This window comes from Longispora sp. NPDC051575 (assembly GCF_040681875.1).
Lineage (GTDB): Bacteria > Actinomycetota > Actinomycetes > Mycobacteriales > Micromonosporaceae > Longispora.
Genome location: NZ_JBFAZP010000001.1, coordinates 756,925 through 782,002, shown reverse-complemented (window position 1 = coordinate 782,002; position 25,078 = coordinate 756,925). Strand labels below are relative to the sequence as shown.

Genomic DNA, 25,078 nt, shown 5'->3' with positions numbered 1-25,078 from the left:
AAAGACGGACGCCGCGCGTGACCGCGCGGCGTCCGTGGTGCGGGCGGGGGCTCAGCTCTCCCGGAGCCAGGCCGCCAGCCGTTCGCCGATCATCGTCGACGTGAGGTTGGTGTTGCAGTTGACGATCTCCGGCATCACCGACGCGTCGGCGATGTAGAGGTTCTCGGTGCCGTGCACCCGCAGCCGCTCGTCGACCACCGCCGACTCGTCGGAGGCCGGGCCCATCCTGGCGGTGCCGACCGGGTGGTAGGCGCTGTCGAGGCTGAGCTTGACGTAGTAGCGCAGCATCTCCTCCTCCTCCATCAGCTCGTCGCTGAGCACGATGAAGCTCTGGCCGAGGCTGGCGATCCCGTCCTGGTTGACGAGCTTCCAGCAGTTGCGGATCGCGTCCACCAGGATCTGGATGTCCTGCTCGGTGTCGAGGAGGTTCAGCTTGATGTTCGGGTCGACGGACGGGTCGAGCGTGGTCAGCTTCATCCGGCCGCGGGACTGCGGCTTCTGGTGCACCGCCATCACCCCGAAGATGACCGGCGCGTTCGCCAGCATCTGCAGCTCGGGGAACAGCGCCAGGTCGAAGTGGTTGACCATGTAGTACTGCATGTCGTTGAACTCCGAGGAGCCCTCCGCCGTGGTCCGCAGGATCGTCTGCAGGAACGGGTCGGTCTGCCGGAACGTGCCCGGCTTCGGCACCATGAACACGCCGGTGCGCGGATGGTCGATCAGGTTGTCCCCGACGCCCGGCAGGTCGACGCGCACGTCCGTGCCCAGCCAGCCCAGGTCGGCGGCCGGGCCGATGCCCGAACGCAACAGGATCGCCGGCGAGTTGATGGACCCGGCCGACAGGATCACGTGCCGGGCGTGCACGGCCTCGGTGCTGCCGTTGCCGGTGGACAGCTCCACGCCGATCGCCTTGTTCCCGTCGAACAGCACCCGGTTGACCTGGACGCCGGCCCGTACGGTGAAGTTCTCCCGCTGCCGGGCGGCGGGCAGGTAGCCCATGGCCGAGGAGAACCGGACCGCGGGGTCGCGCCGGTTGGACGGGATCGGGCCGACCCCGGTGGCGGTCGGGTTGTTGTGGTCGGCGACCTCGGCGTACCCGGCCTTGAGGCTCGACTCCAGGAACGCCTGCCCCACCGGGGTGAGCTCGTCGGACTGCCACCGCCGGATCGGGATCGGGCCGCCCGCGCCGTGCACGGCGTCGTCGCCATAGTCGAGGTCGTCCTCGAGCTTCTGGTAGAAGGGCAGGACGTTGTCCCAGGCCCAGGCCGGGTTGCCGGCGGCCACCCACTCCTCGAAGTTGTTCGGGGTGCCGCGCAGCGCGATGGTGGCGCCGACGGCCGAGGAACCGCCCGTGATCTTTCCGCGCGGGAACCGGATCTTGCGGCCGTCGTTGATCTCGGCCCGGTAGTTCCAGTCGTGCAGGGCGAGCGACATGGCGCTGCCGTTGAGGATCTCGGCCGGGGTGTCCTCGATGACCGGGAAATCGGGCCCGGCGTCGAGCAGCAGCACCTTGCGGGACGGATCCTCACTGAGCCGGGCCGCCACCGCGGCACCGGCCGAGCCGGATCCCACCACTACGTAGTCAAACTCATTCGTCATGGAACCTCTCCAAGGACGTGGATGGCGCCTCGACGTTCACAGCGCATCGTGGCGGGGCGGCACGGCCGCGGGCATCCTTCGTGCGACCCACTGACGAGCATCACAGCAGTCCCTACCGGTGGCTTCTCCGAACTTGCTCGGCCGTTTCCGGGCCGGGTCCATTGTCGGGAATCACCGCGCGGCAATGGGTTCCGTTCGTGCCAATAAGGAATCGGTCATCCGCTCTGACCTGGACTTCTCCTGTCCGGTTCCCCCGTTGTGCGGGGCGAGCAATGTGAGAGAAGCCCTTGGAGCACCGGGTACCCGAGTATGAGTAGGCCACCAGTGGGGGCTGATCGGGGAGACGGCCGCCGGGACTTCGGGTGCCACACGCGGTATCCGGAAAGGACATGACGCCCGCTGCAACGGGCGCCATGTGAAAGAGCCTCAAGCGGGAGCCGGCACGCCCGCCTCACCCATACGAGAAACGACAGCGATCTGACGCTGTCCTGTTCGACGACCAGGCTGCTCGCCCGCCGCGATACGGGTGCGTCCGAACTCCATGAATACGCATCCGACGCGGGGGCACAGGGCCGTCCCAACCTTTTTGCGAAAGGATAGTATAACAGTGTTTGGTGAACGTGTACGCAGATTGGTACCGGGAATCGCCGCGGTGCTCCTGGCAGCCACCCTCTTCGTCATAGTGTCCAACCAGGTGGCGGTCGCCGGCAGCGACGAGGCCGCGAGCAAGTACAAGTTCGAGGAACAGGCGATCGCCTTCCCGGCCGGCTACGACAACCTGCCGAAGGCGAAGTACCGGGCCGTCAACCCCGCCTACGAGCACATCAAGTCCTGGGTCTCCTCCGTCGGCGCGGGCATCGCCCTCAACGACCTCACCGGACACGGCAAGGCCAACAGCCTGTGCATCGTGGACACCCGGACCAACCAGGTCGTCGTCACGTACGCGCCCACCGCGCCGAAGGCCGACCAGTTCCCGCCGTTCCTGCTGGACCCGGCCCCGCTGCCCATCGACCACGCCATGGCGCCGATGGGCTGCACCCCCGGGGACTTCAACCTCGACGGCCGGATGGACCTGCTGGTCACGTACTGGGGCCGGGTGCCGATCCTCTTCCTCGCCAAGGCCGGCGCGACCCAGCTGGCCAACGACGCGTACTGCCCGCAGGAGCTGACGCCGCAGAGCTCGCCCGACGGCCTGTACCACGGCCCGCGCTGGAACACCAACGCCGTCGGCGTCAACGACTTCGACGGGGACGGCAAGCCCGACGTCATCATCGGCAACTACTTCCCGGACTCCGACGTCCTGGACCCGGGCGGCCTGCACAACGTCGAGATGAACAACGGCCTGTCCACCGCCCGCAACGGCGGCGGCAACCACGTCATGCGCTGGCACTCGGCCACCGCCGGCGACAAGCCGTCCGTGACGTTCGTCGAGGACCACGACGCCATCCCGTACGAGGTGTCGACGGGGTGGACGCTCGCGATCGCCTCCGCCGACCTCACCGGCCGGGGCCTGGCCGACGTGTACGTGGCCAACGACTTCGGGCACGACCACCTGCTGCACAACATCTCCACCACCGGGAAGATCAAGTTCGCGCCGGTGATCGGCAAGCGGACCCCGACCACCCCGAAGTCGTTCGTCCTCGGACTCGACTCGTTCAAGGGGATGGGCATCGACTTCGGTGACATCAACCGCCGGGGCCGCTACGACATGGTGGTCAGCAACATCACCACCGCGTGGGGCCTGGAGGAGAGCAACTTCGTCTTCATGAACGACGCCGAGAGCAACGAGGCGATGCTCGCCGAACTCGGCAAGGGCGTCGCGCCGTTCACCCAGAAGGCCCGGCCGATGGGCATGGCCTGGACGGGCTGGGGCTGGGACGTCAAGTTCGGCGACTTCCTCAACAACGGCAACCTCGACGTCGTGCAGACCGAGGGGTTCGTCAAGGGCGACATCGACCGGTGGCCGTGGCTGCAGGAGATGGCCATGACCAACGACAACATGCTGTCCAACCCCGGGATGTGGCCCAAGGCCGGACCCGGTGACGACCTCGCCGGCCGCCAGCCGATCGCGTTCTACGCCAAGAACTCCGAGGGCGTCTACGTCGACATCGCCGAGGAGCTCGGGCTCGCCGTGCCGATCCCGACCCGGGGCGTGGCCACCGCCGACACCACCGGCACCGGCACCCTCGACTTCGCCATCGCCCGCCAGTGGGGACCGCCGGCGTTCTACGCCAACAAGTCGCCCAACCGGGGCAAGTCCCTGGACCTGAGCCTGTACCGCCCCGCTACCGGTGACCAGACCGCGCTGCGGACCCCGGCCTACGGCGCCACCGTCATGGTCAAGCTGCCCGACGGCACCTGCCAGGTCTCCTACGTCGACGGCGGTGGGGGCCACGGCGGCAAGCGCAGTTTCGAGGTACACGTCGGGCTCGGTGACGTCACCGGCCCGGTGGACGTGGAGCTCCAGTGGCGCGACGTGAACGGCGCGCTGCACAAGTCCAGCCAGAAGCTCACGGCCGGCACGCACTCGCTGCTGCTGACCGACACCGCGCAGGAGGTTGAGACCCGATGACATCCGTTGTCGAATCCAAGCAGAGCGCCGGCGGGCCGGTCCCGGCCGTCGCGCCGCCCGCGGTCGGGACGAAGCCCAAGCCCGACCCCCGTTACCTGGCGCTGCGCAACTTCGCCATGTCGATCAGCGTCTTCAACATCTTCGGGTACACCATCCTGGGCTTCGAGCAGCCGTGGCTGTGGCCCATCCTGGCGGTCCTCGTCGGCTACGGCACCGAGATGGTCTTCGAGGTCATCAGCTCCTGGGCCCAGAAGCGCCCGCCGAGGTTCCTCGGCCGGGGCATGCGCGGCATGTACGAGTTCCTCCTCCCCGCGCACATCACCGCCCTCGCGGCCAACATGCTGCTCTACGCCAACGACATGTTCCTGCCGATCGCGTTCGCCGTCATCGTCGGCGTCACCGGCAAGCACGCCCTCCAGGCGCCGGTCGCCGGCCGGATGCGGCACTTCATGAACCCGTCCAACTTCGGTATCACCGTGGCCCTGGTGTGCTTCGGGTCCTGGATCAGCATCGCCCCGCCGTACCAGTTCACGGAGAACGCCAACACGTTCTTCCGGATCATGATCCCGATCATCATCGTCACGGCGGGCACGGTCATCAACGCGCTGCTGACGAAGCGGACCTCGCTCATCGTCGGCTGGCTCGGAGGCTTCGCCATCCAGGCGTTCCTGAGAACCTGGATCTGGGACGTGGCCCTGTTCTCCGCGCTCGGCGTGATGGTCGGCGTCGCCTTCGTGCTGTTCACCAACTACATGATCAGCGACCCCGGGACCACCCCGTCCAAGCCGATGCACCAGTTCATGTTCGGCTCCTCGGTGGCCATGGTGTACGGCGCCCTGATGCTCTTCAACGTCGTGTACACCCTGTTCTTCGCCGTGGTCGTGGTCTGCGCCACCCGGGGCGCCTACCACTGGTACCTGCACCTGCGGAAGCGGTCCCGGGACCGGAAGATGGAAGCCCTCGGTGTGAAGGCGGCGACAGCATGAGCGGACATCGCATCGCGGTCGTCGGGATCGCCTGCCGGTACCCCGACGCCGACACCCCCACCGAACTGTGGGAGAACATCCTGGCCGGCCGGCGCGCGTTCCGCCGGCTCCCCGACGAGCGGATGAACCACGACGACTACTACTCGCCCGACCCGACCGCGCCGGACCGGTTCTACTCGGCCAAGGCCGCCGTCATCGAGGGCTTCGAGTTCGACCGGGTCAAGTACCGCATCGCCGGCAGCACCTTCCGCTCCACCGACATGACGCACTGGCTGGCGCTGGACACCGTCGCCCGGGCGCTGGAGGACGCGGAGTTCCCCGGCGGCGAGGGCCTGGAGCGGGCCCGCACCGGCGTGGTGATCGGCAACACCCTCACCGGCGAGTTCGCCCGGGCCAACCTGATGCGGCTGCGCTGGCCGTACGTGCGGCGCACCGTCGCGGCGGGGCTCAAGGACGACGGCTGGGACGACACGAAGGTGCGCGAGTTCCTCGGCAAGCTGGAGGTGCAGTACAAGAGCCCGTTCCCGCCCATCGACGAGGACACCCTGGCCGGCGGATTGGCCAACACCATCGCCGGCCGGGTGTGCAACCACTTCGACTTCGGCGGCGGCGGCTACACCGTCGACGGCGCCTGCTCCTCCTCCCTGCTGTCCGTCGCGACCGCGTGCAACGCGCTGGCCAACGGCGAACTCGACACCGTCGTCGCCGGCGGGGTCGACCTGAGCATCGACCCGTTCGAGGTGATCGGGTTCGCCAAGACCGGCGCGCTGGCCACCTCCGAGATGCGGGTCTACGACCGCAACTCCAACGGGTTCTGGCCCGGCGAGGGCTGCGGCATGCTCGTGCTCATGCGCGACGAGGACGCGATCGCGCGCGGCCTGCGCCGGTACGCGACCATCGCCGGCTGGGGCTACTCCTCCGACGGCAAGGGCGGCATCACCCGGCCCGAGGCCAGCGGGCACCGGCTCGCGATGAAGCGCGCCTACGAGCGGGCCGGGTTCGGCATCGACACCGTCGCCTACATCGAGGGCCACGGCACCGGTACCGCCGTCGGGGACGCCACCGAACTGCGCGCCTTCACCGAGGAGCGCCGGGAGACCGCCGCCGACGCGCCGCCCGCCGCGATCAGTACCGTGAAGGGGATCTTCGGCCACACCAAGGCCGCCGCCGGCGTCGCCGGACTGCTCAAGGCGATCCTGGCGATCCGCCACCAGGTGATCCCCCCGGCGACCAGCCACTTCGACACCCACCCGGCGCTGGCGGTGGACAAGCCGGCCCTGCGGGTGCCGGCCACCGCCGAACTGTGGCCGGCCGACGGCCCGATCCGGGTCGGGGTGTCCTCGATGGGCTTCGGCGGCATCAACGCCCACGTCGTGCTCGAACACGCCGAGGGCGCCCGGCAGGCCGGGCTCGACGACGCGACCGAGATGCTGGTCCGCTCCCGCCAGGACGTGGAACTGCTCCTCCTCGACGCCGCCACCGTCTCCGAGCTGCGCACCAAGGTCGCGCGGCTCGCGACGTGGGTGACGAAGCTGTCGTTCGCCGAGGTCGGCGACCTGGCCGCGACGTTGGAACGGGAACTGGACGGCCGGCCGGTCCGGGCCGCGATCACCGCGACCTCGCCGGAGGACGTGCAGCAGCGGCTCACCAAGCTGCTCGCCATGCTCGACGGCGGGGCCCGGTCGGTGCTCGACACGCACGGCGGGGTCTTCCTCGGCACCGGAACCTCGGCGCCGACCATCGGGTACCTGTTCCCCGGCCAGGGCGCCGGCCGGCGGGCCGACGGCGGCGGGATCCGTCGCCGGTTCACCGAGGTCGACGAGCTGTACCGCGACCACCAGCCCCCGGCGGACGCGAACCTCGTCGCCACCGACGTCGCCCAGCCCCGGATCGTCACCGGTTCGGTGGCGGGCCTGCGGGTGCTGTCGTCGCTGGGCATCGAGGCGGTCGGCGCGGCCGGCCACAGCCTCGGCGAGCTGACGGCGCTGCACTGGGCCGGCGCGATGGGCGAGGAGGCGCTCCTCGAGGCCGCCGCCGCCCGGGGCCGGATCATGGCCGACGCCAGCGCCGGCGACGGGACGATGGCCAGCATCTCCGCCGCGCCGGAGGTCGTCGTGCCGCTGCTGGTCGGCACGCCGGTGGTCATCGCCGGCTTCAACGGCCCGCAGCAGACCGTCGTCTCCGGACAGGTCCAGCAGGTGGAGAAGGTGCTCGCCGCCGCCGCGCGCCAGGGCCTGGTCGCCACGCGCGTCCCGGTGTCGCACGCGTTCCACTCCGAGGCGGTCGCCCCGGCGGCCGTCGCGCTGCGGGAGTACCTGGACACGCGGTCCTTCCAGCCGCTGGCCCGCCGCATGGTGTCCACGGTCACCGGCGGGGAACTGCCGGCCGACACGGACGTGCCGGCCCTGCTGGAACGGCAGGTCCTCGACCCGGTCCGGTTCAGCGAGGCCGTCACCGAACTGGCCGGCCGGGTGGACCTGCTGCTGGAGGTCGGCCCGGGCCGGATCCTGCGCGGCCTGGCCGCCGACATCGCCCCGGGCGTGCCGGCGGTGTCCCTGGAGACGGACAGCCTGTCGCTGTCGGGGCTGCTCACGGCGGTCGCCGCGGCGTACGCGATGGGCGCGCCGGTGCGGCACGGCCGGCTCTTCGAGGGCAGGTTCACCCGCCCGCTGCCGCTCGACAAGGAGTTCCGGTTCTTCGCCAGCCCCGTCGAGTCGGCCCCGGCCGACGACTACGCCGGGGTCACCGGGACCCCCGTCCCGCTCGTCGCCGACAGCCCGAGCACGGCCGGCCCCGCGCCGATCGAGGCCGCGACGGTGCCGTCGGGGGAGAGCAGCCTCGACATCCTGCGCCGGATGGCGGCGGCCCGGGCGGAGCTGCCGCTGGAGGCGGTGCTGCCGGACAGCCACCCGCTGGACGAGCTGCACCTGAGTTCGATCACGGTCGGCCAGATCGTCAACGAGGCCGCCCGCGAGCTCCAGCTGCCGCCGCCCGCGCTGACGTCGTCGTTCGCGACCGCGACCCTCGCCGAGATCGCCGGCATGCTCGACGACCTCAGCGCGACCGCGGTGCCGGGCGAGGACCAGTCCCGCACCCCGGCGGGTGTCGCCCCGTGGGCGCGCGCCTTCAACGTGGTGCAGGTCCCCACCCCGGTGGGGCCGGCGCTGCCGTCGGTCGGCGGCGGCCAGTGGGAGGTGTTCGCGACCGAGCACCACCCGATCGCCGACGCCCTGCACGACGCGTTGCGCGGTGCCCGGGTCGGGCAGGGCGTGCTGCTGTGCCTGCCGCACGACTGCGACGAGCGGCACGTGTCGCTGATGCTGGGCGCCGCGCGCGCCGCGCTGTCCCAGCAGTCGCCGACCCGGTTCGTGGTGGTCGGGGACCGGCGCGGTGCCGCCGGGCTGGCCAAGACCCTGCACCAGGAGACGCCGTCGGTGACCACCACCGTGGTCAGCCTGCCGCTGCCGGACCTGATGTCGGCCGGCCGGGTCGAGCGGATCGTGGCCCGGATCGTCGACGACGTGGCGGCCACGGCGGGGTTCAGCGAGGTGCGGTACGACACCGAGGGGGTGCGGACGGTCCCGGTGCTGCGGCCCGTGCGGCTGTCCACCTCGGGCGAGAGCCCGCTGACCAAGGACGACGTGGTCCTGGTCACCGGCGGCGGCAAGGGCATCACGGCGGAGTGCGCGCTGGCCCTGGCCGTGGACACCGGCGCGGCGGTGGGGCTGCTCGGCCGCTCCGACCCGGCCGAGGACGAGGAACTGGCCGGCAACCTCGACCGGATGGCGGCCGCCGGGATCCGGTTCCACTACGTGCGCGGCGACGTCACCGCCGTGGACCAGGTGAAGACGGCGGTGGACGAGATCCGGCGCGTCCTCGGCGAGGTGACCGGCGTGCTGCACGGCGCCGGCCGCAACCAGCCGAACGCGTTGGCCAACCTCGACGAGGCGGCCTTCCAGCGGACCCTGGCGCCGAAGCTCGCCGGGCTGGACGCGGTGCTCGCCGCGACCGACGCCGACTCGTTGAAGCTGCTGGTCACGTTCGGCAGCATCATCGGCCGGGCGGGCCTGCGCGGGGAGGCCGACTACGCCACGGCCAACGACTGGCTGACGGACATGACCCGACGGGTACAGGAGTACTACCCCAACTGCCGCTGCGTGGCCCTGGAGTGGTCGGTGTGGTCGGGCGCGGGCATGGGGGAGCGGCTCGGGGTCCTCGAGTCGCTGATGCGCGACGGCATCGAGCCCATCTCCACCGAGGCCGGCATCGCCCTGCTGCACCAGGTGCTGGCCACCCCGGACGCGCCCGGCGCGATGGTGGTCATGGGCCGGGCCGAGGGCCTGCCGACGATCACCCTGGAGCGGCGGGAGCTGCCGCTGCTGCGGTTCGTGGACCGGCCGCAGGTGCACTACCCGGGCGTGGAACTGGTGGTGGAGGCCGACCTGTCGGCCACCGACGACCTGTACCTCGCCGACCACGACCTCGACGGGGACCTGCTGTTCCCCGCCGTGCTGAGCATGGAGGCGCTCGCCCAGACGGCCAGGGCGCTCACCGGGCACACCACGGCCCCGGCGATGGAGGACATGGAGTTCCTCCGGCCCATCGTCGTACCGGCCACCGGTACCAACACCATCAGGATCGCCCTGCTGGCGGTGGACGCCGACACGGTGACCGCGGTGATCCGGAGCAGCGACACGGGCTTCCAGGCCGACCACTTCCGGGCGCGGCTGCGCTACGGGGGCGGGAGCCTGGCGGACGTGGCCCCGTACGCGGCCACCGACACGCCCAGGGTCCGCCTGGAGCCGGCCGGCGAGCTGTACGGGCCGGTCCTGTTCCAGGGCGGCCGGTTCCAGCGCCTGCAGGGCTACGAACAGCTGGCGTCGACGAGCTGTGTCGCGACGGTGTCCACCCGGCCGGTGGAGCCGTGGTTCGCCCGGTACCAGTCCGGTGAACTGGTGCTCGGCGACCCCGGTACCCGGGACGTGGTCATGCACGCCCTGCAGTGCTGCGTCCCCGACGCGACGCTGCTGCCGGCCGGGATCACCCGGCTCCGGCTCGCCGACCCGGCGGTGATCGGCGCCCTGGACACCGTCACGATCCATGCCCAGGAGCGCTCCAACGAGGGCGACACCTACATCTACGACGTCGACGTGTGCGACGACGCGGGCACCGTCATCGAGCGGTGGGAGGGTCTGCGCCTGCAGGCCGTCCGGAAGAAGGACGGCACCGGGCCGTGGCTGCCGGTGCTGGTCGGACCGTACCTGGAGCGGCGGCTCAACGCGATGCTGCCGCCCGTGGACCTGCGCTGCGTGGTCCAGCCCGACCGGGACGGACCGCCGCTCGGGCGCGCCGCCCGCCGGGACGAGACCGCCCAGGCCCTGTCGTGGGCGCTGCGCCAGGCGACGACGGTGCGGTACCGGCCCGACGGCAAGCCGACCGTGCAGAGCCCGAAGGGCGCGGAGGTGTCCGCCTCGCACGGCGGCGGGGTCACCTTCGCCGTCGCCGCCGACCGCCCGGTGGGCTGCGACGTGCAGACCGCGACCGCCCGGTCCGACGGGGACTGGGCCGAGCTGCTCGGCGCCGACGGTTTCACCCTGGCCCGGCTGGTCTCCGCCGAGCGGGGCGAGGACCTCGCGGTGTCGGCGACCCGGGTGTGGGGAGCGGCGGAGAGCCTGCGGAAGGTGGGCCGGACGCGCGCCGACCTGTCCGTGGGCGCCCCGGGCCCGGAGAACTGGGTCCTGCTGCGGGCGGGTGGCGCGCGGATCGCGACGTTCACCACCGCCCTCGACGGGATCAGCGAGCCGGTTGTGTTCACCGTCCTGGTGGAAGGCGACGAATGATGGAACAGTATTTCGAGTACCGGCACATGGTGGGCTTCGAGGAGACCAACCTGGTCGGCAACGTCTACTACGTCAACTACCTGCGCTGGCAGGGCCGGTGCAGGGAGATGTTCCTGCTGACCCAGGCCCCGGAGGTGCTCGCCGACATCCAGGCCGACCTGAAGCTGTTCACCCTGAAGTGCGAGTGCGAGTTCTTCTCGGAGATCACGGCGTTCGACGAGTTGTCCATCCGGATGCGGCTGGAGGACCTGACCCAGACCCAGATCGGCTTCGCGTTCGACTACGTGCGGCTGCGCGACGGCGGGGAGGACCTGGTCGCCCGGGGCCGCCAGCGCATCGCGTGCATGCGCGGACCCAACACCGACACCCGGCCGACCAAGGTCCCGGAGGTCCTGCGGGCGGCGCTGACGCGCTACGCCGTCGTGGCCCCCGGTGCCAAGCGGCTGGTCGACGCGGTCAGCGAGGTGTGACATGGGGCAGCGCACCGACCTGACGCCCCGGCTCACCCTGCCGCCCCGCGGCCCCGACGCCCCGACCGTCGACAGCAAGGAACTGCGGGGCGCGCTGGGCATGTTCGGTACCGGGGTCACCGTGGTGACGGCCGGCCGGGACAACCCGCACGGCATGACGGCGAACGCGTTCACGTCCGTCTCGCTCGAACCGCCCATGGTGCTGGTCTGCGTGATCCGCACGGCCGTGATGCACCAGACCGTCATCGACAGCGGCGGCTTCGTCGTCTCGGTGCTGGCCGCGCAGCAGGAACACGTCGCCCGGTACTTCGCCAGCAAGAGCCGGCCCCGGGACGAGTCCGAATTCGCCGGGGTGGACTGGAAGCCCGGCAGGCACACCGGCGCGCCGGTGCTGGGCGGCAACCTGGCCTGGCTGGAGTGCGAGCTGACCGCGGTCTACGACGGCGGCGACCACTCCATCTTCCTCGGCACGGTGCTGGATCTGGGGCGCGGCGAGGGCAAGGACGCCCTGCTGTTCCTCGGGGGCGCCTTCCACGCGCTGGACGCCGAGAAGAGGTAACGGGTCACCGGGCGGGTCACCTGCGGGTGGCCCGCCCTTCCGTGTGCCGGGGCGGGCGTACCCCTCTGGTGGTCTGGTCCTCCACCCGCCCGCCGGGCCGCTGTCGGGCACGGCGAAGGGCCACCGGACGATGCCCGGTGGCCCTGGAGGGTGCGGTCAGGCCTTGCTGACCGTCATCGGCAGCCCGCCCTTGATCCGCAGGGTCAGCATCGGCTCCGGCACCACCTGGTACCCGGGCACCATGGTCAGCCGCAGGTCCCGGGCGACGGCGGCGATGACGAAGGCCGTCTCCATCATGCCGAGGTTGTTGCCCACGCAGAACCGGGGCCCGGCGCCGAACGGGATGTAGGCGTACCGCGGCCGGTCGGTCGACCGCGCCGGATCGAACCGCTCGGGGTCGAACCGGTGCGGGTCCGGCCAGAACTCCGGGTGCCGGTGCAGGGTGTACGGGCACAGCACCACGTCGGCGCCCGCCGGCACGTGGAAGCCGCCGACCTCGTCGTCCGCCACGGCCAACCGGGGCAGCAGCCAGACGGGCGGGTACAACCGCATGACCTCGTCGACCACCATCGCCGTGTAGCGCAGCTTGTGCAGGTCCTCGTAGACCGGGGTGCGGTCGCCGAGCACCTCCACCGCCTCCTCGTGCAGGCGCTGCCAGATCTCCGGGTGCTGGTCGGCGAGGTAGAACGTCCAGCTCAGGGTGCTCGCGGTGGTCTCGTGCCCGGCCAGCAGCAGGGTGACCAGCTCGTCGCGCATCCGCTGCCGGCCCACGGCGGGGTCGGCCTCCTGGGCGGTGGACTCGATCAGGCGGGACACGACGTCGTCGCTGGTCGCCACGTCGCCGCGCGCCTTGCGGTCGGCCACCAGCTTGTCGACGATGACCTGCAGGTCGGCGCGGGCCCGACGGAACCGCAGCTGCTTGGGCAGCGGCACCCAGGTCGGCACCGAGCTCAGCGACATCATCTCGAACATGGCCTGGTCCTGCACGGCCTCGAACGAGTCGCCGATGCCCTGGTACTCCGACAGGTCCGCGTCGAGCAGGCTGCGGCCGAGCACCCCGAGGGTCAGTTCGGTCATCTCGTGCCGGATGTCGACGGGCCCACCCCCGACATGGGTACCGAGCCGCCGGGCGAGCTTCACGGCCTCGTCGGCGACGGCGTCGGCCTGCCGGGCGATCCGGCGCGCCTGGAACACCGGCTGGATGGTCTTGCGCTGCTTGTGCCACAGCTCGCCCTCGCTGGTCAGCAGGCCGTCGCCGAGGGTGCGGCGGGCGTGCACGAGGCCGATGCCCTTGTGGTAGTTGGTGCTGTTCTCCGCCAGCAGGTACTTGGCGTGGTCGGGATGGTTGAAGAAGTGCAGCGTCTTGGGCCCCAACGGCAGCCGCACCGCGTCCCCGTACTGCGCGGACACCGACAGCATCACCTCCAGCCGGTTGCGGGCCATCCGGGTGAGCAGTTGCGGGGCCGACCAGCGTGACGGTCCGGGCATGTCCCGGCGGCCGAGCGCTGTCGGCCCCTGTGTCGTCGTCATGGTCAGTACCCGCCGCGCTGGAGGAAGACGTCGGCGATGGTGGCGCGCCACGTCTCGTAGGTGGGGGTGTCGCCGGCCGGGTGCTCCGGGATGGCCTTGTCCGTCAGCGTGGCCGCCTCCTCGGGGCTCATGTCGCAGAACACCCCGGTGGCCAGTTCGGTGTGCGGCACGACCAGGCCGGCGCGGACCCGGGCCTGCGCGGCGAAGGCGCTGGCCTGCGCGACCCAGGGCCGGTGCTCCCCGGCCCGGTCCCGGAAGGTCCGCAGCTCGGCCTCGTCGCTGCCGCCCGCGTACGTGGCGGCCAGGCCGGCCCCGCTGTAGAGGTCCTGGCGCCGCCGCTCGGGGAACCGGTCGATGAGGTTGGCCGCGAGGGTGGCGCTGGAGCCGGCGACGAACCACAGGGCCCGGCCGACGCCCTGGTCGATCGCGTGGTGCGCGTACCCGGTGGTGTCGTCGGCCGGCCAGGGGAACGCGGTCTCCTCGTGCATGTCGTGCACGTACCGGGCGGTCTGGAAGTACGCCTGGTGGAACCCGTAGCCGTCGAGGACCAGCCAGCGCAGCAGCGGGTCGTTCGCCGCAGCGCTCGCCTTCGCCCACCGGACCCGGGGCAGCCGGGCCAGCGCCCAGCCGACGCCCACGTACGCCATGTAGACGTGCTTGTCGCCCTCGCCGGCCAGGAACCGCGCGGTCCGCTGGGCGGAGCCGAGGGACAACCCGTCCATCAGCGCGTACGCCATCGCCGCGCCCTCGTAGGCGAAGCCCCGGTACTGCGGTTCGATGGCGTCCAGCGGCGCCGTGATGTCGTCGGGCACCTGGGACTCCGCCGCGCGCGCGAAGCCGCCGAGGAAGTTGCGCCCGACCGTCTCGAGCAGGAACCGCGCCTCGGGTCCCTTGTCGTGGAAGCCGCGCTTGGACAGCTGGGTCTCGGAGATGTCAGGGGTCAGGATGCGGCGCCGTAGCGCCCTCAGGGTGCTAGCCACGGTGTCTCCCAGGTGGGGTGGCGTGCGATTTCTAGGCCTACCCGTGATCCTGATCGCTGGGGGCGCGCGGCGACCACTCCCACCGTGCCGAGTGTCGATGTCCCCTCGTGGGCGCTACCGGGAGGGCGTGACCAGCTCCTCCAGCGGGGCGTCGGCGCCGGCCTTGCGGCGGCGGGCCTTGGCCAGCGAGGTCGCCACGGCCCGCACGTCGTCGCCCGCGCCGAGCGCCACGGCGCGCAGCTGGGCCTCGAAGCAGGCGTCGGCGTCGTAGGGGTCGACGAGGTAGCCGCCCAGGTCCAGGGTGACCAGGCCGTGCAGCGCGATCCACATCTGCTGGGCCACCAGGGCCACGTCGTCGGACCGGAACCGGCCGATCGCCACGGCGCGGGCGACACCGTCCATGAGCGACTCCAGGGTGTACCGGCCGTGCTGGCGGTCCTCGTCGGCGAGCGCGAAGCCGCCGAGCGCGGAGCTGCCGAACATGACGAGATACACCTGCGGGTACTCCAGCGCGTTGGCCCGGTACGCGTAGCCGAGGGTCATGATGTCGCACACCGGGTCGGCGGTGGCCCTCACCCGCGACATCCGCCGGTGCAGGCGCGCGAAGCCCTCGTGCACCAGCGCCCGGACCAGGTCGTCCATCCCGCCGAAGTGCGTGTAGACCGCGGAGGTGGAGGTGCCCACGGCGGCCGCGAGCCTGCGCGTGGTGAGGGCGCCGGCCCCTTCCTGGGCGAGCAGGGTCGCGGCGGCCTCCATCAGCGCGGTCGGCAGCAGGGGGTCGGCGGGGCGTGGGCTCATATTGACATGCTCTCATGTCCGGTCCTACGATTCATTACAGTGTTACGTAACGTTGATACGTTAACCTTCGACGTCAGGCGGACCCCATGTCTGTTCTCGCCTCCCGCGCCCCCCGGAACGGCCTGCTGCGGCCCACCGCCCCGGACGTCCGCGAGCTGACCGAGCTGACCCTGCCCGTCACCGGTGAACTGCCCCGCCAGCTCACCGGTGCGCTGCTGGGCATCGGGCCGCACGCCTCCCGCCAGGACGCCGGGGCCCGTCAGCACGCCCTGGTGGGGGACGCCATGGTGCACGGCATCCGGCTCCGCGACGGCCGCGCCGAGTGGTACCGCAACCGCTGGATCCGCACCGACCGGATCGCGCGCGGCCTCGGCGAGCTGCCGATCCCCGGCCCCCGGCACGGCCTGTCCGACAACACCAGCGGCAACGTGATCCGGCACGCCGGCCGGACCCTGGCGCTCGGCGAGGCCGGGGTGCTGCCGATCGAACTGGACCGCCAGCTCGGCTCCGTGGCCCGGTTCGACTTCGACGGCACGCTGCCGCACGGGTTCGCCGCCCACCCCGAGTGCGACCCGGTCACCGGGGAGCTGTTCACCGTCGCGTACTACCACGACCTGCCCTACCTGGAGTACCTGGTGGTGGGGGTCGACGGCCGGGTGCGCAAGACGGAGCGGGTGGGCGTGCGCGGTACCCCGATGATGCACTCGCTCTCCCTCACCGACCGGCACGTCGTCCTCTACGACCTCCCGGTGCGGTTCGACGCGGGCCTGGCCCGGGCCGGTTCGCGCTGCCCCTACGCCTGGCAGGACGGCGGCGACTCCCGGCTGGGGGTGCTCGCCCGGGAGGGCTCCGGCGCCGACGTGCGCTGGTTCGACGTCGACCCGTGCTTCGTGTTCCACCCGGTGAACGCCTACGAGACCGGCGGCGACCTCGTCCTGGACGTCGTCCGGCACGAGCGGGTGTTCGACCGCGACCGCCTGGCCCCGGGGGAGTCGGCGCCGACTCTGTGGCGCTGGACGCTGCACCTGGCCACCGGCACCGTGACCGAACGCCAGCTCGACGACATCCCGCAGGAGTTCCCCCGGGTCGACGAGCGGGTCAAGACCATGCCGCACCGGTACGTGTACACCGTGGCCTCCCAGGTGGGCTCCGGCGCGACGGGCGGCTCGGCGCTGCTGAAGCACGACGTGGGCACCGGCGACGTCGCCGTGCACGACTTCGGTCCCCGGCGCACCGCCGGCGAGGCGGTCTTCGTGCCGCGCGGGCCGATCGGGGCGGAGGACGACGGCTGGCTGATGACCTACGTGCACGACGCGGACGTGGACCGCACCTCGCTGGTCGTCCTCAACGCCGACGACTTCACCGGGTCCCCGCAGGCCGTGGTCGAGCTGCCGGTCCGGGTACCGCCGGGCCTGCACGTGAACTGGATCGTGGACTGACGCCGGTACCGGGCGCGCACAGGGTCGCGGTGCCCGGCGGGAACCTCTCGGGACCCGCCGGACACCGCGACCGGGGACGTACTACGACGCTGCTCGCACGACGCCATGCTCAGGCGGCCTCCTGCTGGGCCAGCCGGTTCAGTGCCGAGGTGCGCAGGTCCAGCAGGACCGGTGGGTCGAACGAACGCGCGAGTCGCAACTCTAAATCGATGCCCTTGAGGGCGCCGTCCTGCTCGACGGTGAGCGGGCCCTTCGATCCGACGAAGACGGTCTGATGATCGGCCGCCGACGGGTGCGCCACCATGCGCTCGTCCGGGTCGTCGGCCACGGAGTGCGACAGCAGGAACCACTGGCCCGCCGGCACGTGGTCGAGCACGAAGTCACCCGGGCCGTCGAGGACGACGCAGCTCACGGGCCGCCCCTCCGGGATCCGGCCGGGGAACAGGCCCACGAAGACCAGGCCGAGCTTGTGGTCGTCGGTGTCGGCCCACGCGGTGCCCCGCACCGTGCCGTAGGCGGGGCCGGTGGTGTCCACGGTGTTGTCGACGACGAGCTTCGGGGTGAAGCCGCCGGCCCTGCGGTACGTCGTGGGGGACAGGCCGACGCTCCTGGTGAACCGGGAGCTGAACGTGCCGACGCTGGAGTACCCGACCCGCAGGCTGACCTCCGTCACGTTGAACGAGGTCGAGGTGAGCAGCTGCTTGGCCTGCTGGAGCCGCAGCGCCGACAGGAAGCGGCCCGGGGAGACCCCGGTGACGCGCTGGAAGATCCGCGAGAAGTGGAACTTGCTGAACATGGCCACCCTGGCCATGTCGTCGATCGTGAGTTCCTCGCCCAGCTTGTCGCGCATCGTGGTGACTACTCGCTCAACGGCCCGTTCGGTTGCGTTTTCCATTTCCGCCTCCTGATGCCAGTGTCTTCGTGCGAGTTGACGCCGTACTGTGGTACCTGGCTTCCCCGACCCACGTATCCGACCGTCAATGCGGACTGTCATTGTTTACGCGTCACTTACCTGTCCGGAACGTGGAAGTCCCTTTCTGCCCGGCACAGACCTCCGGCTCGTTCAGAAGTCGTGACGGTTCGGTTCCTCGCACCCTTAACAGTCCAATAGGGACAGATACCGATGCTAACTCAGCCCGTTGCGTAGAGCAATGCTCGGACTACCGGGAAGCGGGCATTCGAGAGGGTGTTCCGGACGCGTGCCGGAGGTCGCGACGTTGACCTGCGGAAACGGAGTCCACGTTTGGCGGCGAGCAAAAAAAGGGCAATATCGCGACGATAAGGTGTTGGCGATTCCTGCTATCCATTTCCGGGGTCCACAACAGAAAGTGAAGAATGAATGTGGACCGGCGACTACCAAGCGTGGTGATGGGAGCTGACGGCGTTTCCCGTCGCCTGTCGGACCCCACGCTCCGTGTTCCCTGTCCGGCGATGTGATGCCCTGTACTGACATAGCGCAAATGTCTTTAGTGTCGAGTTAGCCGAGGTGGACGGGCCTTCAATCGGAGTCCACAAGAGACGATCAGCGACCCTTGTCGGGGGTATGATCTCTGTGCAAAGCTTCATTTCCGTCGCCGCGAGCACACTCATGGGGATCTATGCGCATATCCAGTCTCAGCAGGCGGGGCGGCGTGCCTGTTGCGACGATCAAGTTCTATCTCCGCGAGCGGCTCCTGCCGCCCGGGACGCTCACCGCGCGGAACCAGGCCGACTACGACGAGTCGCACCTGACCCGGATCAAGCTGATCCGGACGCTGACCGGCATCGGCATGATGAGCCTGGCGGCCGTGCGTGAGGTGCTCGCCGCCATCGACGACTGCGGGGTCGAGCAGCGCGAGCTCTACCAGGTGCTCAACGGCGCGCTCTGCGCCCAGCAGGCCGTCTCCACGGACGCCGCGGCGGTCGACCGGGCCCGGAAGCAGACCGACGGCTTCATCGAGGGCGTCGGCTGGCGGGTGGGCGATGACGCCCCGGGCCGCACGGCGCTCGCCCAGGTGGTCGCGGCGCTGCGGGACCTGGGGTGTTCCAGCGAGGTCGCCGACGTCTTCCTGCCGTACGCGCGCGCCGCGGAGCTCCTCGCCGCCCGCGAGCTGGACGCGATGCCCCCCGGCGCGCAGGAGCTGGTCACGCGGACCGTCCTGTTCGAGGTCGCCTTCGCGGTGATGCGCAGGATGGCGTTCGAGCACCTCCTGGCGCGGCGGGACGGGGAAGGCGCCGGCGTTACCGACGGGTAACCAATAGTGGGCCTCCCTATTCCCGTGCTGTGACGCCGCTGTCGAATGTGCGCCGGACCCTCTTCCGTGTTGCCGTCCGGGCACGCACAACGGGCATTGAGCACGTTCTGAGAAGACAGGACACGTCGCAGAACGCGACGATGTCGAAGGTCGAGAGAAACAGCGCCGGGGGTGCTACGGACTAGGGGAGAGGAGTAGCGGAAACAGATCCGAGACATTCGGGTCGCGTACCCGGATCCCCTGTGGTCCCTCTGCATTCTTTCTTTTTGTTCACACCTCGTTCCGCACGTCGACACAATTGTCGGCCGGATCGGGACGGAATTCCGCCCCGCCCGTCGTGCCGGCGCGTCGGCGCCGGACCGGGAATGCGGTAGTCCGCAGTTCGGCGCGGAACCCGGAGCGGTTCCACGCGACGTTTATCTCCCACTGTTTCCCGGTACCGGCCCCAGCGCCGGTCGCCGGGTGATTCTCCGTGCCTTCCCACTACGAGGGGGACCGATGCCAGCGCAACCCGTCGGCCTGTTCCGCCGACTTCTACCCGCCGTCCTGGTGCTCTCACTGGTGAGTGCCCTGTACGTGGCGGCCCAGCTTCCCGAGGCCTCGGCCGACACCCGGTCGTCGCTGGCGTCGAGGTTCCACTTCAAGGAACTCCCGATCGCGCTGCCCCCGGGCCTGCCGGCGAACTCGATCCGGACGGTGAACCCCGAGTACGAGCACATCCGGGCGTGGGTCTCCTCCGTCGGCGCCGCCATCGCGGTCAACGACCTGGACCGGGGCGGCTCGGCCAACGACCTGTGCCTCGTGGACACCCGCAGCGACACGGTCGTCGTCACGCCGTCCCCGGACAGCGCGCAGACCTACCCGCCGTTCGCCCTGGACCCGGCGCCGCTGCCCACCACCCACGCCGTCGCGCCGATGGGCTGCGTGCCCGGCGACTACAACGGCGACGGCTGGATGGACCTGCTGGTCTACTACTGGGGCCGCACCCCCGTGCTGTTCCTCAACTGCGCCAAGGGCGGACCGCTCGGCCCGGGCACCTACAAGCCGACCGAGCTGATCCCGAACGGCGCGGGCACGGACGGCAGGTACCGGGGCCCGCTGTGGAACACCAACGCCGTGGCGGTCGCCGACTTCGACGGCGACGGGCGCGTCGACCTCGGGGTGTTCAACTACTTCCCCGACACTGCGGTCCTCGACCCGAACGGGCTCAAGGGCGTGCAGATGAACCACTCGATGTCGCGGGCCCAGAACTCCGGCGGCGCGCACATCCTGCGCGGCGTCTCCTCGACCCCGGCCGGCCCGAACAGCGTCCCGTCGGCGACGTTCGAGGAACAGCCCGCGATCGAGCCGAGGTACGCCACCGGCTGGACCCTGGGCTCGGCGTCCGCGGACCTCGACGGCGACCTGCTGCCGGAGCTGTACCTGGCCAACGACTTCGGCAACGACCGGTTCTTCCACAACGTCTCGACGCCGGGGAAGATCTGCTTCGAGCTGGCCGAGGGGCGGCGCGGCGCGCTCACCCCGAAGTCGCTGGTGGTCGGGCACGACTCGTTCAAGGGCATGTCGATCGACTTCGGTGACCTGTACGGCACCGGCAGGTTCGACATGTTCGTCAGCAACATCACCACCTCGTGGGGCATCGAGGAGAGCAACTTCGTCTGGAAGAACACGGCGGCGAGCCCGGCCGAGGCGCGCAAGAAGCTGAAGGACCACGTCGCGCCGTTCGACAACGCGGCCGCCGAGACCAACATGGCCTGGGTCGGCTGGGGCTGGGACGCCAAGATGGCCGACTTCGACAACAGCGGCCGGCTGAGCGTCGTGCAGGCCACCGGGTTCGTCAAGGGCGACATCAACCGGTGGAACTGGCTGCAGGAACTCGCGATGAGCAACGACCTGATGCTCCAGGAGCCGGCGATGTGGCCCAAGGCCGGTCCCGGGGACGACATCGCGGGCGACCACCCGATGGCCTTCTGGGTCCGCGAGGCCAACGGGCGGTACGCGAACCTGACCTCCGAACTCGGCATGGACGCCCCGATCCCCACCCGGGGCATCGCGGTCGCCGACACCAGCGGCGACGGCTCCCAGGACTTCGCGGTCGCGCGGCAGTGGGGCCCGCCGGTCTTCTACTGCAACATGAACCCGGGCCGGAGCAACTTCCTCGGCCTGCGCCTGCACCGCCCGGCGGACGGCGCGGCCCCCGGCGCCCCCGGCAGCCCCGCCTACGGGGCCCAGGTGCGGATCCGCACGGCCGACGGGCGGACCCAGATCGCCCAGCTCGACGGCGGCGGCGGCCACTCCGGCAAGCGCAGCTTCGACGTCTACTTCGGGCTCGGCCAGGCGGGCGACAAGCCGGTCGCCGCGGACCTGACCTGGCGCGACCTCAACGGTGCCACCCACACCCAGGCGCTGGACCTGGCCGCCGGCTGGCACGACTTCATGCTGACCACCACCGCCCAGGAGGTGAAGGTGTCATGACAGACGTCAGACCCGTCGACCGGACCGACGCCGTCCGGACGGCCGTCGCCGTCGCCCCGGTCACCCAGAACGGCCAGGCGCGCGCGGTCGAGGCGCCGAAGGACATCCGGCCGCCGAGGATCGACAAGCGGGACCCCCGGTACCTGGCGTTGCGGAACTTCGCGATGTCGATGAGCGTGTTCAACATCCTCGGGTACACCGTGTTCGGGTTCGAGCAGCCGTGGCTGTGGCCGATCTTCGGACTCATGATCGGGTACTCCGCCGAGATGCTCTTCGAACGGGTCGCCGCCTGGGCGCAGAAGCGGCCGCCGGGGTACTCCGGCCACGGCGTGTGGGGGATGTACACGTTCCTGCTGCCCGCGCACATCACGGCCCTGGCGGCGAACATGCTGCTGTACGCGAACACCCTGTACTGGCCGATCGCGTTCGCCATCGTGGTGTCGATCGGGGCCAAGTTCGTCCTCCAGGCCCCGATCAAGGGCCGGATGCGGCACTTCATGAACCCGTCGAACTTCGGCATCACGATCACCCTGCTGGCCTTCTCCTGGGTGAACATCGCGCCGCCGTACCAGTTCACCGAGCACGTGCCCGACGTGATCCGGATCGTGATCCCGCTGGTCATCATCACCGCCGGGACCGTGCTGAACACGATGCTCACCAAGAAGGTCCCGCTGATCGTCGGCTGGGTCGGCGGGTTCGTGATCCAGGCCCTGCTGCGGCACTGGATCTGGGACGTGCAGCTGTGGGCGGCGATCATCCCGATGACCGGGGTCGCGTTCGTGCTGTTCACCAACTACATGATCACCGACCCGGGTACGACGCCGTCCAGCGGCAAGATGCAGTTCATGTTCGGCTCCAGCGTGGCCATGGTCTACGGCATACTCATGGTGTTCAATATCGTGTACACCCTGTTCTTCGCCGTCTGCATCGTGTGCGCCATCCGGGGCGCCTTCTGGTGGATCAAGTCCTTCCGGGAGCGGGGGCGCGCGCCCGCGCCGTTACCCGTCACCTGACCGGCAGCCACCACCGGCTGGACGGGCCCCGCGTCGCCTCCTGGCGCGCGGGGCCCGTCCAGCCGTCCTCCCGTTTCCGTCCGACGTCCGCCCCGGGCTCCGCTCAGTGTCCACAAGGGAGATACCGCTCCCTTCCCTCGACCGAAGGAGACCCGCGTGACCGCGTCCCCCAGCACCGCGATCCCGCCCGCCACCACCGAACGGCCGCCCCGCACCGGCCGGATCCTGCTGTTCAGCGTCGCCGCCGGCATCCTGCTCGCGGTGCTCTGGTCCTACGAGTTCGTCGACTCCGTGATCGGCGACAACGTCGCCAACACCCTGCTCGGCCACGACGCCAAGGGCACCGCCATCGGGGGTACCTTCGCGGGACTGCTCTTCGCGTTCGTCTCCGGCCTCGCCGGCACGTTCACCGCCTGCAACATCGCGATGGCCGCCGCCGTCGGTCCGATGAGCCAGGTGAGCGCCGCCGACCGGACCGCCGGGGTCCGTACCCTGCTGCGGCCCGTCGGGTTCCTCACCCTCGGCATGGTGACCGTGTCGGCCGTCTACGGCTTCGTCGGCGTCCTGCTCGGCGACCGGCTGCCGCAGCTGTCCACGGAGAAGGTCGGCGCCGTCCCGGTGCGGATCATCCAGTCCGAGGTCGTGTTCGTCGTGATCGGCCTCGCGCTGGTCTACCTGGGCCTGGCCGCGCTCCGGGTGCTCCCGGACCCGTTCCGCGACCGGCCCGTCGCCCGGGTGATCACGCTCGGCGCGCTGATCGGCGGCTTCCTGATCGGCCGGCCGTACCCGCTGTTCAACAAGCTCTTCCACTGGGCCGCCGACACCGGCAACCCCCTCTACGGCGCGGCGGCCTTCGTCCTGCAGTCCCTCGGCAACATCGCGATCGTCGTGGCGATCTTCGCGCTGCTCGTGGTCGCCAGCCGGGGTGGGTTCCTCCGCTGGCTGGCCGCGAGCCCGCGCCGCACCATGGTGGTCACCGCGTCGCTGCTGATCGCGCTGGGCGTGTTCACCGTCGTGTACTGGGGCGTGCGGGTGCCGGCGATCTTCGGGTTCGGGTGGTTCCCGACGATGCCGTACAACGGCTAGTCGGGGTGCCCCGCCCGCCGTGGTGGTGGGCGGGGCACCACGATCAGACCGCTTCTCCGGGTACGGGGGCCGGCGTGGCCTCGTACACGTAGCCCCGCTCGATGATCCGGTGACCGGCCTGCAGGTACCGGTCCGGGTCGTCGACGTACAGGGTGCCGAGCCCGTCGACGTACCGGTTGTACATGCAGAACGCCGCCGCGATCAGGACCGTGTCGTGGATCTCGATGTCCGTCGCGCCCTCCGACCGGGCCGCCTCGACCAGCGCCGTGGTCACCTTCCGACCCGACTCCTGCACCGCGCCGGCGATCCGCAGCAGCGCCCGCATCTTCTCCGTCACCTTCGCCGAGTCCAGGTCGGCGCGCACCTGGTCGACCAGCGGCATGCCCTCGGGCAGTTGGACGGCCGCGAACGCCGAGTGCGACGCGCAACAGAACCGGCACTCGTTGAGCCCGGACACGTAGGCGGCGATCAGCTCCCGCTCGCCCGGGGTCATGGAGTGCGGGCCGCGCAGCAGCGCCTCCGCGAGATCGTTGAGGGGCCTGGCCGTCTCGGGCCGGAACCGCATCGGACCGTTGATGCCGGGGAACTGGGTCTCGTCGAGGCCGAGGTCGATGTGCGCCACGCTGTCACGCTCCACAGTAGATGGACGGCAGGGTGACATTTTCCCGGATCCGGGGCGGCCGGCGCCACCTCCGCGGCGCGCGGCCCGCTCGGGGCGGCGTGTCGGGTCCGCCGGGGTGCGGGGTCGGTCCGGGTGCGGGGTCAGTCCGGGGTGACCCGGACGACGACGTCCGCGCGGACGCGGGTCGCGGCGACCACGGCCGCGTTGCGCCCGTCGCTGCCGTGCGCCCAGTCCCGGGCCGCCGCCCGGCTCTTCCCGAACGCGACGTGCCGGCCCACCAGCCGGTCCAGCCGGACCCCCTCGTCGACGTCGAGGTACCAGACCTCGTCGAGCAGGCCCCGGACCGCCGACCAGGGATCCTCGTCCACCAGCAGGTAGTTGCCCTCGGTGACCACCAGGGCAGTGCCCGGCCGCACCGGGATCGAACCGGCCACCGGCTCCTCGAGCGTCCGGTCGAACGCCGGGGCGTACACGACGTCCCCGGTGTCGGCGCGGACCCGCCGGAGCAGCGCGACGAACCCCGCGCCGTCGAACGTGTCCGGGGCGCCCTTGCGGTCCCGGCGGCCCAGCCGGGCCAGTTCGATGTCGGCCAGGTGGAAGCCGTCCATGGGAACGAGCACTGCCCCGGGCGGGGCCTCGCCGGTTCCCGGGCCCTCGGGGTGGTCGGGGCCCGGGGCGGGGGTCAGGGCCGTGACCAGGGCTTCGGCGAGCGTGGACTTGCCGGCACCCGGCGGGCCGGTGACGCCGAGCAGTCGACGCCCGCCGGTCGCGGCCAGGCGCCGGGCCCGGTCGACCAGTTCCCCGACGGTGGCGTGCGTCGTCTCGGTCATCGCACCACCGTAACGGCGGGGGCCGTCCAGCCCTGTCACCTAGCA

General features: G+C 70.9%; 17 protein-coding genes. 10 read left to right on the top strand and 7 right to left on the bottom strand.

What is annotated here, in order from left to right; genetic code table 11:
* Positions 1–51: 51 nt before the first annotated feature.
* Positions 52–1,599 carry a GMC family oxidoreductase N-terminal domain-containing protein gene (locus tag AB0M43_RS03290; RefSeq protein WP_363720679.1) on the bottom strand — a complete coding sequence of 516 codons (1,548 nt, stop codon included), beginning with the start codon at positions 1,597–1,599 and terminating at the stop codon, positions 52–54.
* A gap of 652 nt (positions 1,600–2,251) precedes the next feature.
* Between AB0M43_RS03290 and AB0M43_RS03285 the strand changes: the two genes are divergently transcribed.
* The 5 genes from AB0M43_RS03285 (at position 2,252) to AB0M43_RS03265 (ending at position 12,026) form a co-directional block, all read left to right on the top strand.
* A complete protein-coding gene (locus AB0M43_RS03285; protein ID WP_363720677.1) occupies positions 2,252–4,171 on the top strand; it encodes a CRTAC1 family protein in 1,920 nt (639 codons plus the stop codon).
* Positions 4,168–5,157 carry an enediyne biosynthesis protein gene (locus AB0M43_RS03280; protein ID WP_363720675.1) on the top strand — a complete coding sequence of 330 codons (990 nt, stop codon included), beginning with the start codon at positions 4,168–4,170 and terminating at the stop codon, positions 5,155–5,157. Before AB0M43_RS03285 ends, AB0M43_RS03280 begins: the two co-directional genes overlap by 4 nt.
* Positions 5,154–10,997 (top strand): type I polyketide synthase, encoded by a 5,844-nt coding sequence (locus tag AB0M43_RS03275; protein ID WP_363720673.1) that lies wholly within the window; start codon positions 5,154–5,156, stop codon positions 10,995–10,997. Before AB0M43_RS03280 ends, AB0M43_RS03275 begins: the two co-directional genes overlap by 4 nt.
* The gene (locus AB0M43_RS03270) at positions 10,997–11,467 is read left to right on the top strand and encodes an acyl-CoA thioesterase (RefSeq protein WP_363720950.1); all 471 of its coding nucleotides are present in this window, start codon (positions 10,997–10,999) and stop codon (positions 11,465–11,467) included. Before AB0M43_RS03275 ends, AB0M43_RS03270 begins: the two co-directional genes overlap by 1 nt.
* A gap of 100 nt (positions 11,468–11,567) precedes the next feature.
* Positions 11,568–12,026, top strand: a complete 459-nt coding sequence (locus AB0M43_RS03265) for a flavin reductase family protein (protein ID WP_363720948.1) — start codon at positions 11,568–11,570, stop codon at positions 12,024–12,026.
* Between the two features lie 156 nt (positions 12,027–12,182).
* Here the strand turns inward: AB0M43_RS03265 and AB0M43_RS03260 are convergent, their stop codons facing one another.
* The 3 genes from AB0M43_RS03260 to AB0M43_RS03250 all read right to left on the bottom strand — a co-directional run bounded on the left by AB0M43_RS03260 (position 12,183) and on the right by AB0M43_RS03250 (position 15,334).
* Positions 12,183–13,514 carry a cytochrome P450 gene (locus tag AB0M43_RS03260; RefSeq protein ID WP_363720946.1) on the bottom strand — a complete coding sequence of 444 codons (1,332 nt, stop codon included), beginning with the start codon at positions 13,512–13,514 and terminating at the stop codon, positions 12,183–12,185.
* A gap of 44 nt (positions 13,515–13,558) precedes the next feature.
* Positions 13,559–14,536 (bottom strand): DUF1702 family protein, encoded by a 978-nt coding sequence (locus AB0M43_RS03255; protein WP_363720671.1) that lies wholly within the window; start codon positions 14,534–14,536, stop codon positions 13,559–13,561.
* A gap of 114 nt (positions 14,537–14,650) precedes the next feature.
* Entirely contained in the window at positions 14,651–15,334 is a 684-nt protein-coding gene (locus tag AB0M43_RS03250) for a TetR/AcrR family transcriptional regulator (RefSeq protein ID WP_363720669.1), read from the bottom strand.
* 86 nt (positions 15,335–15,420) lie between these two features.
* Here AB0M43_RS03250 and AB0M43_RS03245 point away from each other — a divergent pair, with 86 nt between their 5' ends.
* The gene (locus AB0M43_RS03245) at positions 15,421–16,773 is read left to right on the top strand and encodes a carotenoid oxygenase family protein (RefSeq protein WP_363720667.1); all 1,353 of its coding nucleotides are present in this window, start codon (positions 15,421–15,423) and stop codon (positions 16,771–16,773) included.
* 109 nt (positions 16,774–16,882) lie between these two features.
* Here AB0M43_RS03245 and AB0M43_RS03240 read toward each other — a convergent pair whose 3' ends face one another.
* The gene (locus AB0M43_RS03240) at positions 16,883–17,668 is read right to left on the bottom strand and encodes an AraC family transcriptional regulator (protein ID WP_363720665.1); all 786 of its coding nucleotides are present in this window, start codon (positions 17,666–17,668) and stop codon (positions 16,883–16,885) included.
* A gap of 703 nt (positions 17,669–18,371) precedes the next feature.
* On the opposite strand from AB0M43_RS03240, the gene AB0M43_RS03235 reads away from it, so the two are divergent.
* From AB0M43_RS03235 to AB0M43_RS03220, 4 genes are all read left to right on the top strand, one after another.
* Positions 18,372–19,007, top strand: a complete 636-nt coding sequence (locus AB0M43_RS03235; protein WP_363720663.1) for a MerR family transcriptional regulator — start codon at positions 18,372–18,374, stop codon at positions 19,005–19,007.
* Between the two features lie 498 nt (positions 19,008–19,505).
* On the top strand, positions 19,506–21,482 hold the full coding sequence (locus tag AB0M43_RS03230; RefSeq protein WP_363720661.1) for a CRTAC1 family protein: 1,977 nt from the start codon (positions 19,506–19,508) through the stop codon (positions 21,480–21,482).
* Positions 21,479–22,495 carry an enediyne biosynthesis protein gene (locus AB0M43_RS03225; RefSeq protein WP_363720659.1) on the top strand — a complete coding sequence of 339 codons (1,017 nt, stop codon included), beginning with the start codon at positions 21,479–21,481 and terminating at the stop codon, positions 22,493–22,495. The genes AB0M43_RS03230 and AB0M43_RS03225 overlap by 4 nt, the downstream gene beginning before the upstream one ends.
* A 156-nt stretch (positions 22,496–22,651) precedes the next feature.
* The gene (locus AB0M43_RS03220) at positions 22,652–23,581 is read left to right on the top strand and encodes a hypothetical protein (RefSeq protein WP_363720657.1); all 930 of its coding nucleotides are present in this window, start codon (positions 22,652–22,654) and stop codon (positions 23,579–23,581) included.
* A gap of 43 nt (positions 23,582–23,624) precedes the next feature.
* On the opposite strand, the gene AB0M43_RS03215 is transcribed toward AB0M43_RS03220, so the two are convergent.
* A complete protein-coding gene (locus tag AB0M43_RS03215; protein ID WP_363720655.1) occupies positions 23,625–24,203 on the bottom strand; it encodes a carboxymuconolactone decarboxylase family protein in 579 nt (192 codons plus the stop codon).
* A gap of 140 nt (positions 24,204–24,343) precedes the next feature.
* Positions 24,344–25,033, bottom strand: a complete 690-nt coding sequence (locus AB0M43_RS03210) for a nucleoside/nucleotide kinase family protein (protein WP_363720653.1) — start codon at positions 25,031–25,033, stop codon at positions 24,344–24,346.
* Positions 25,034–25,078 lie beyond the last annotated feature (45 nt).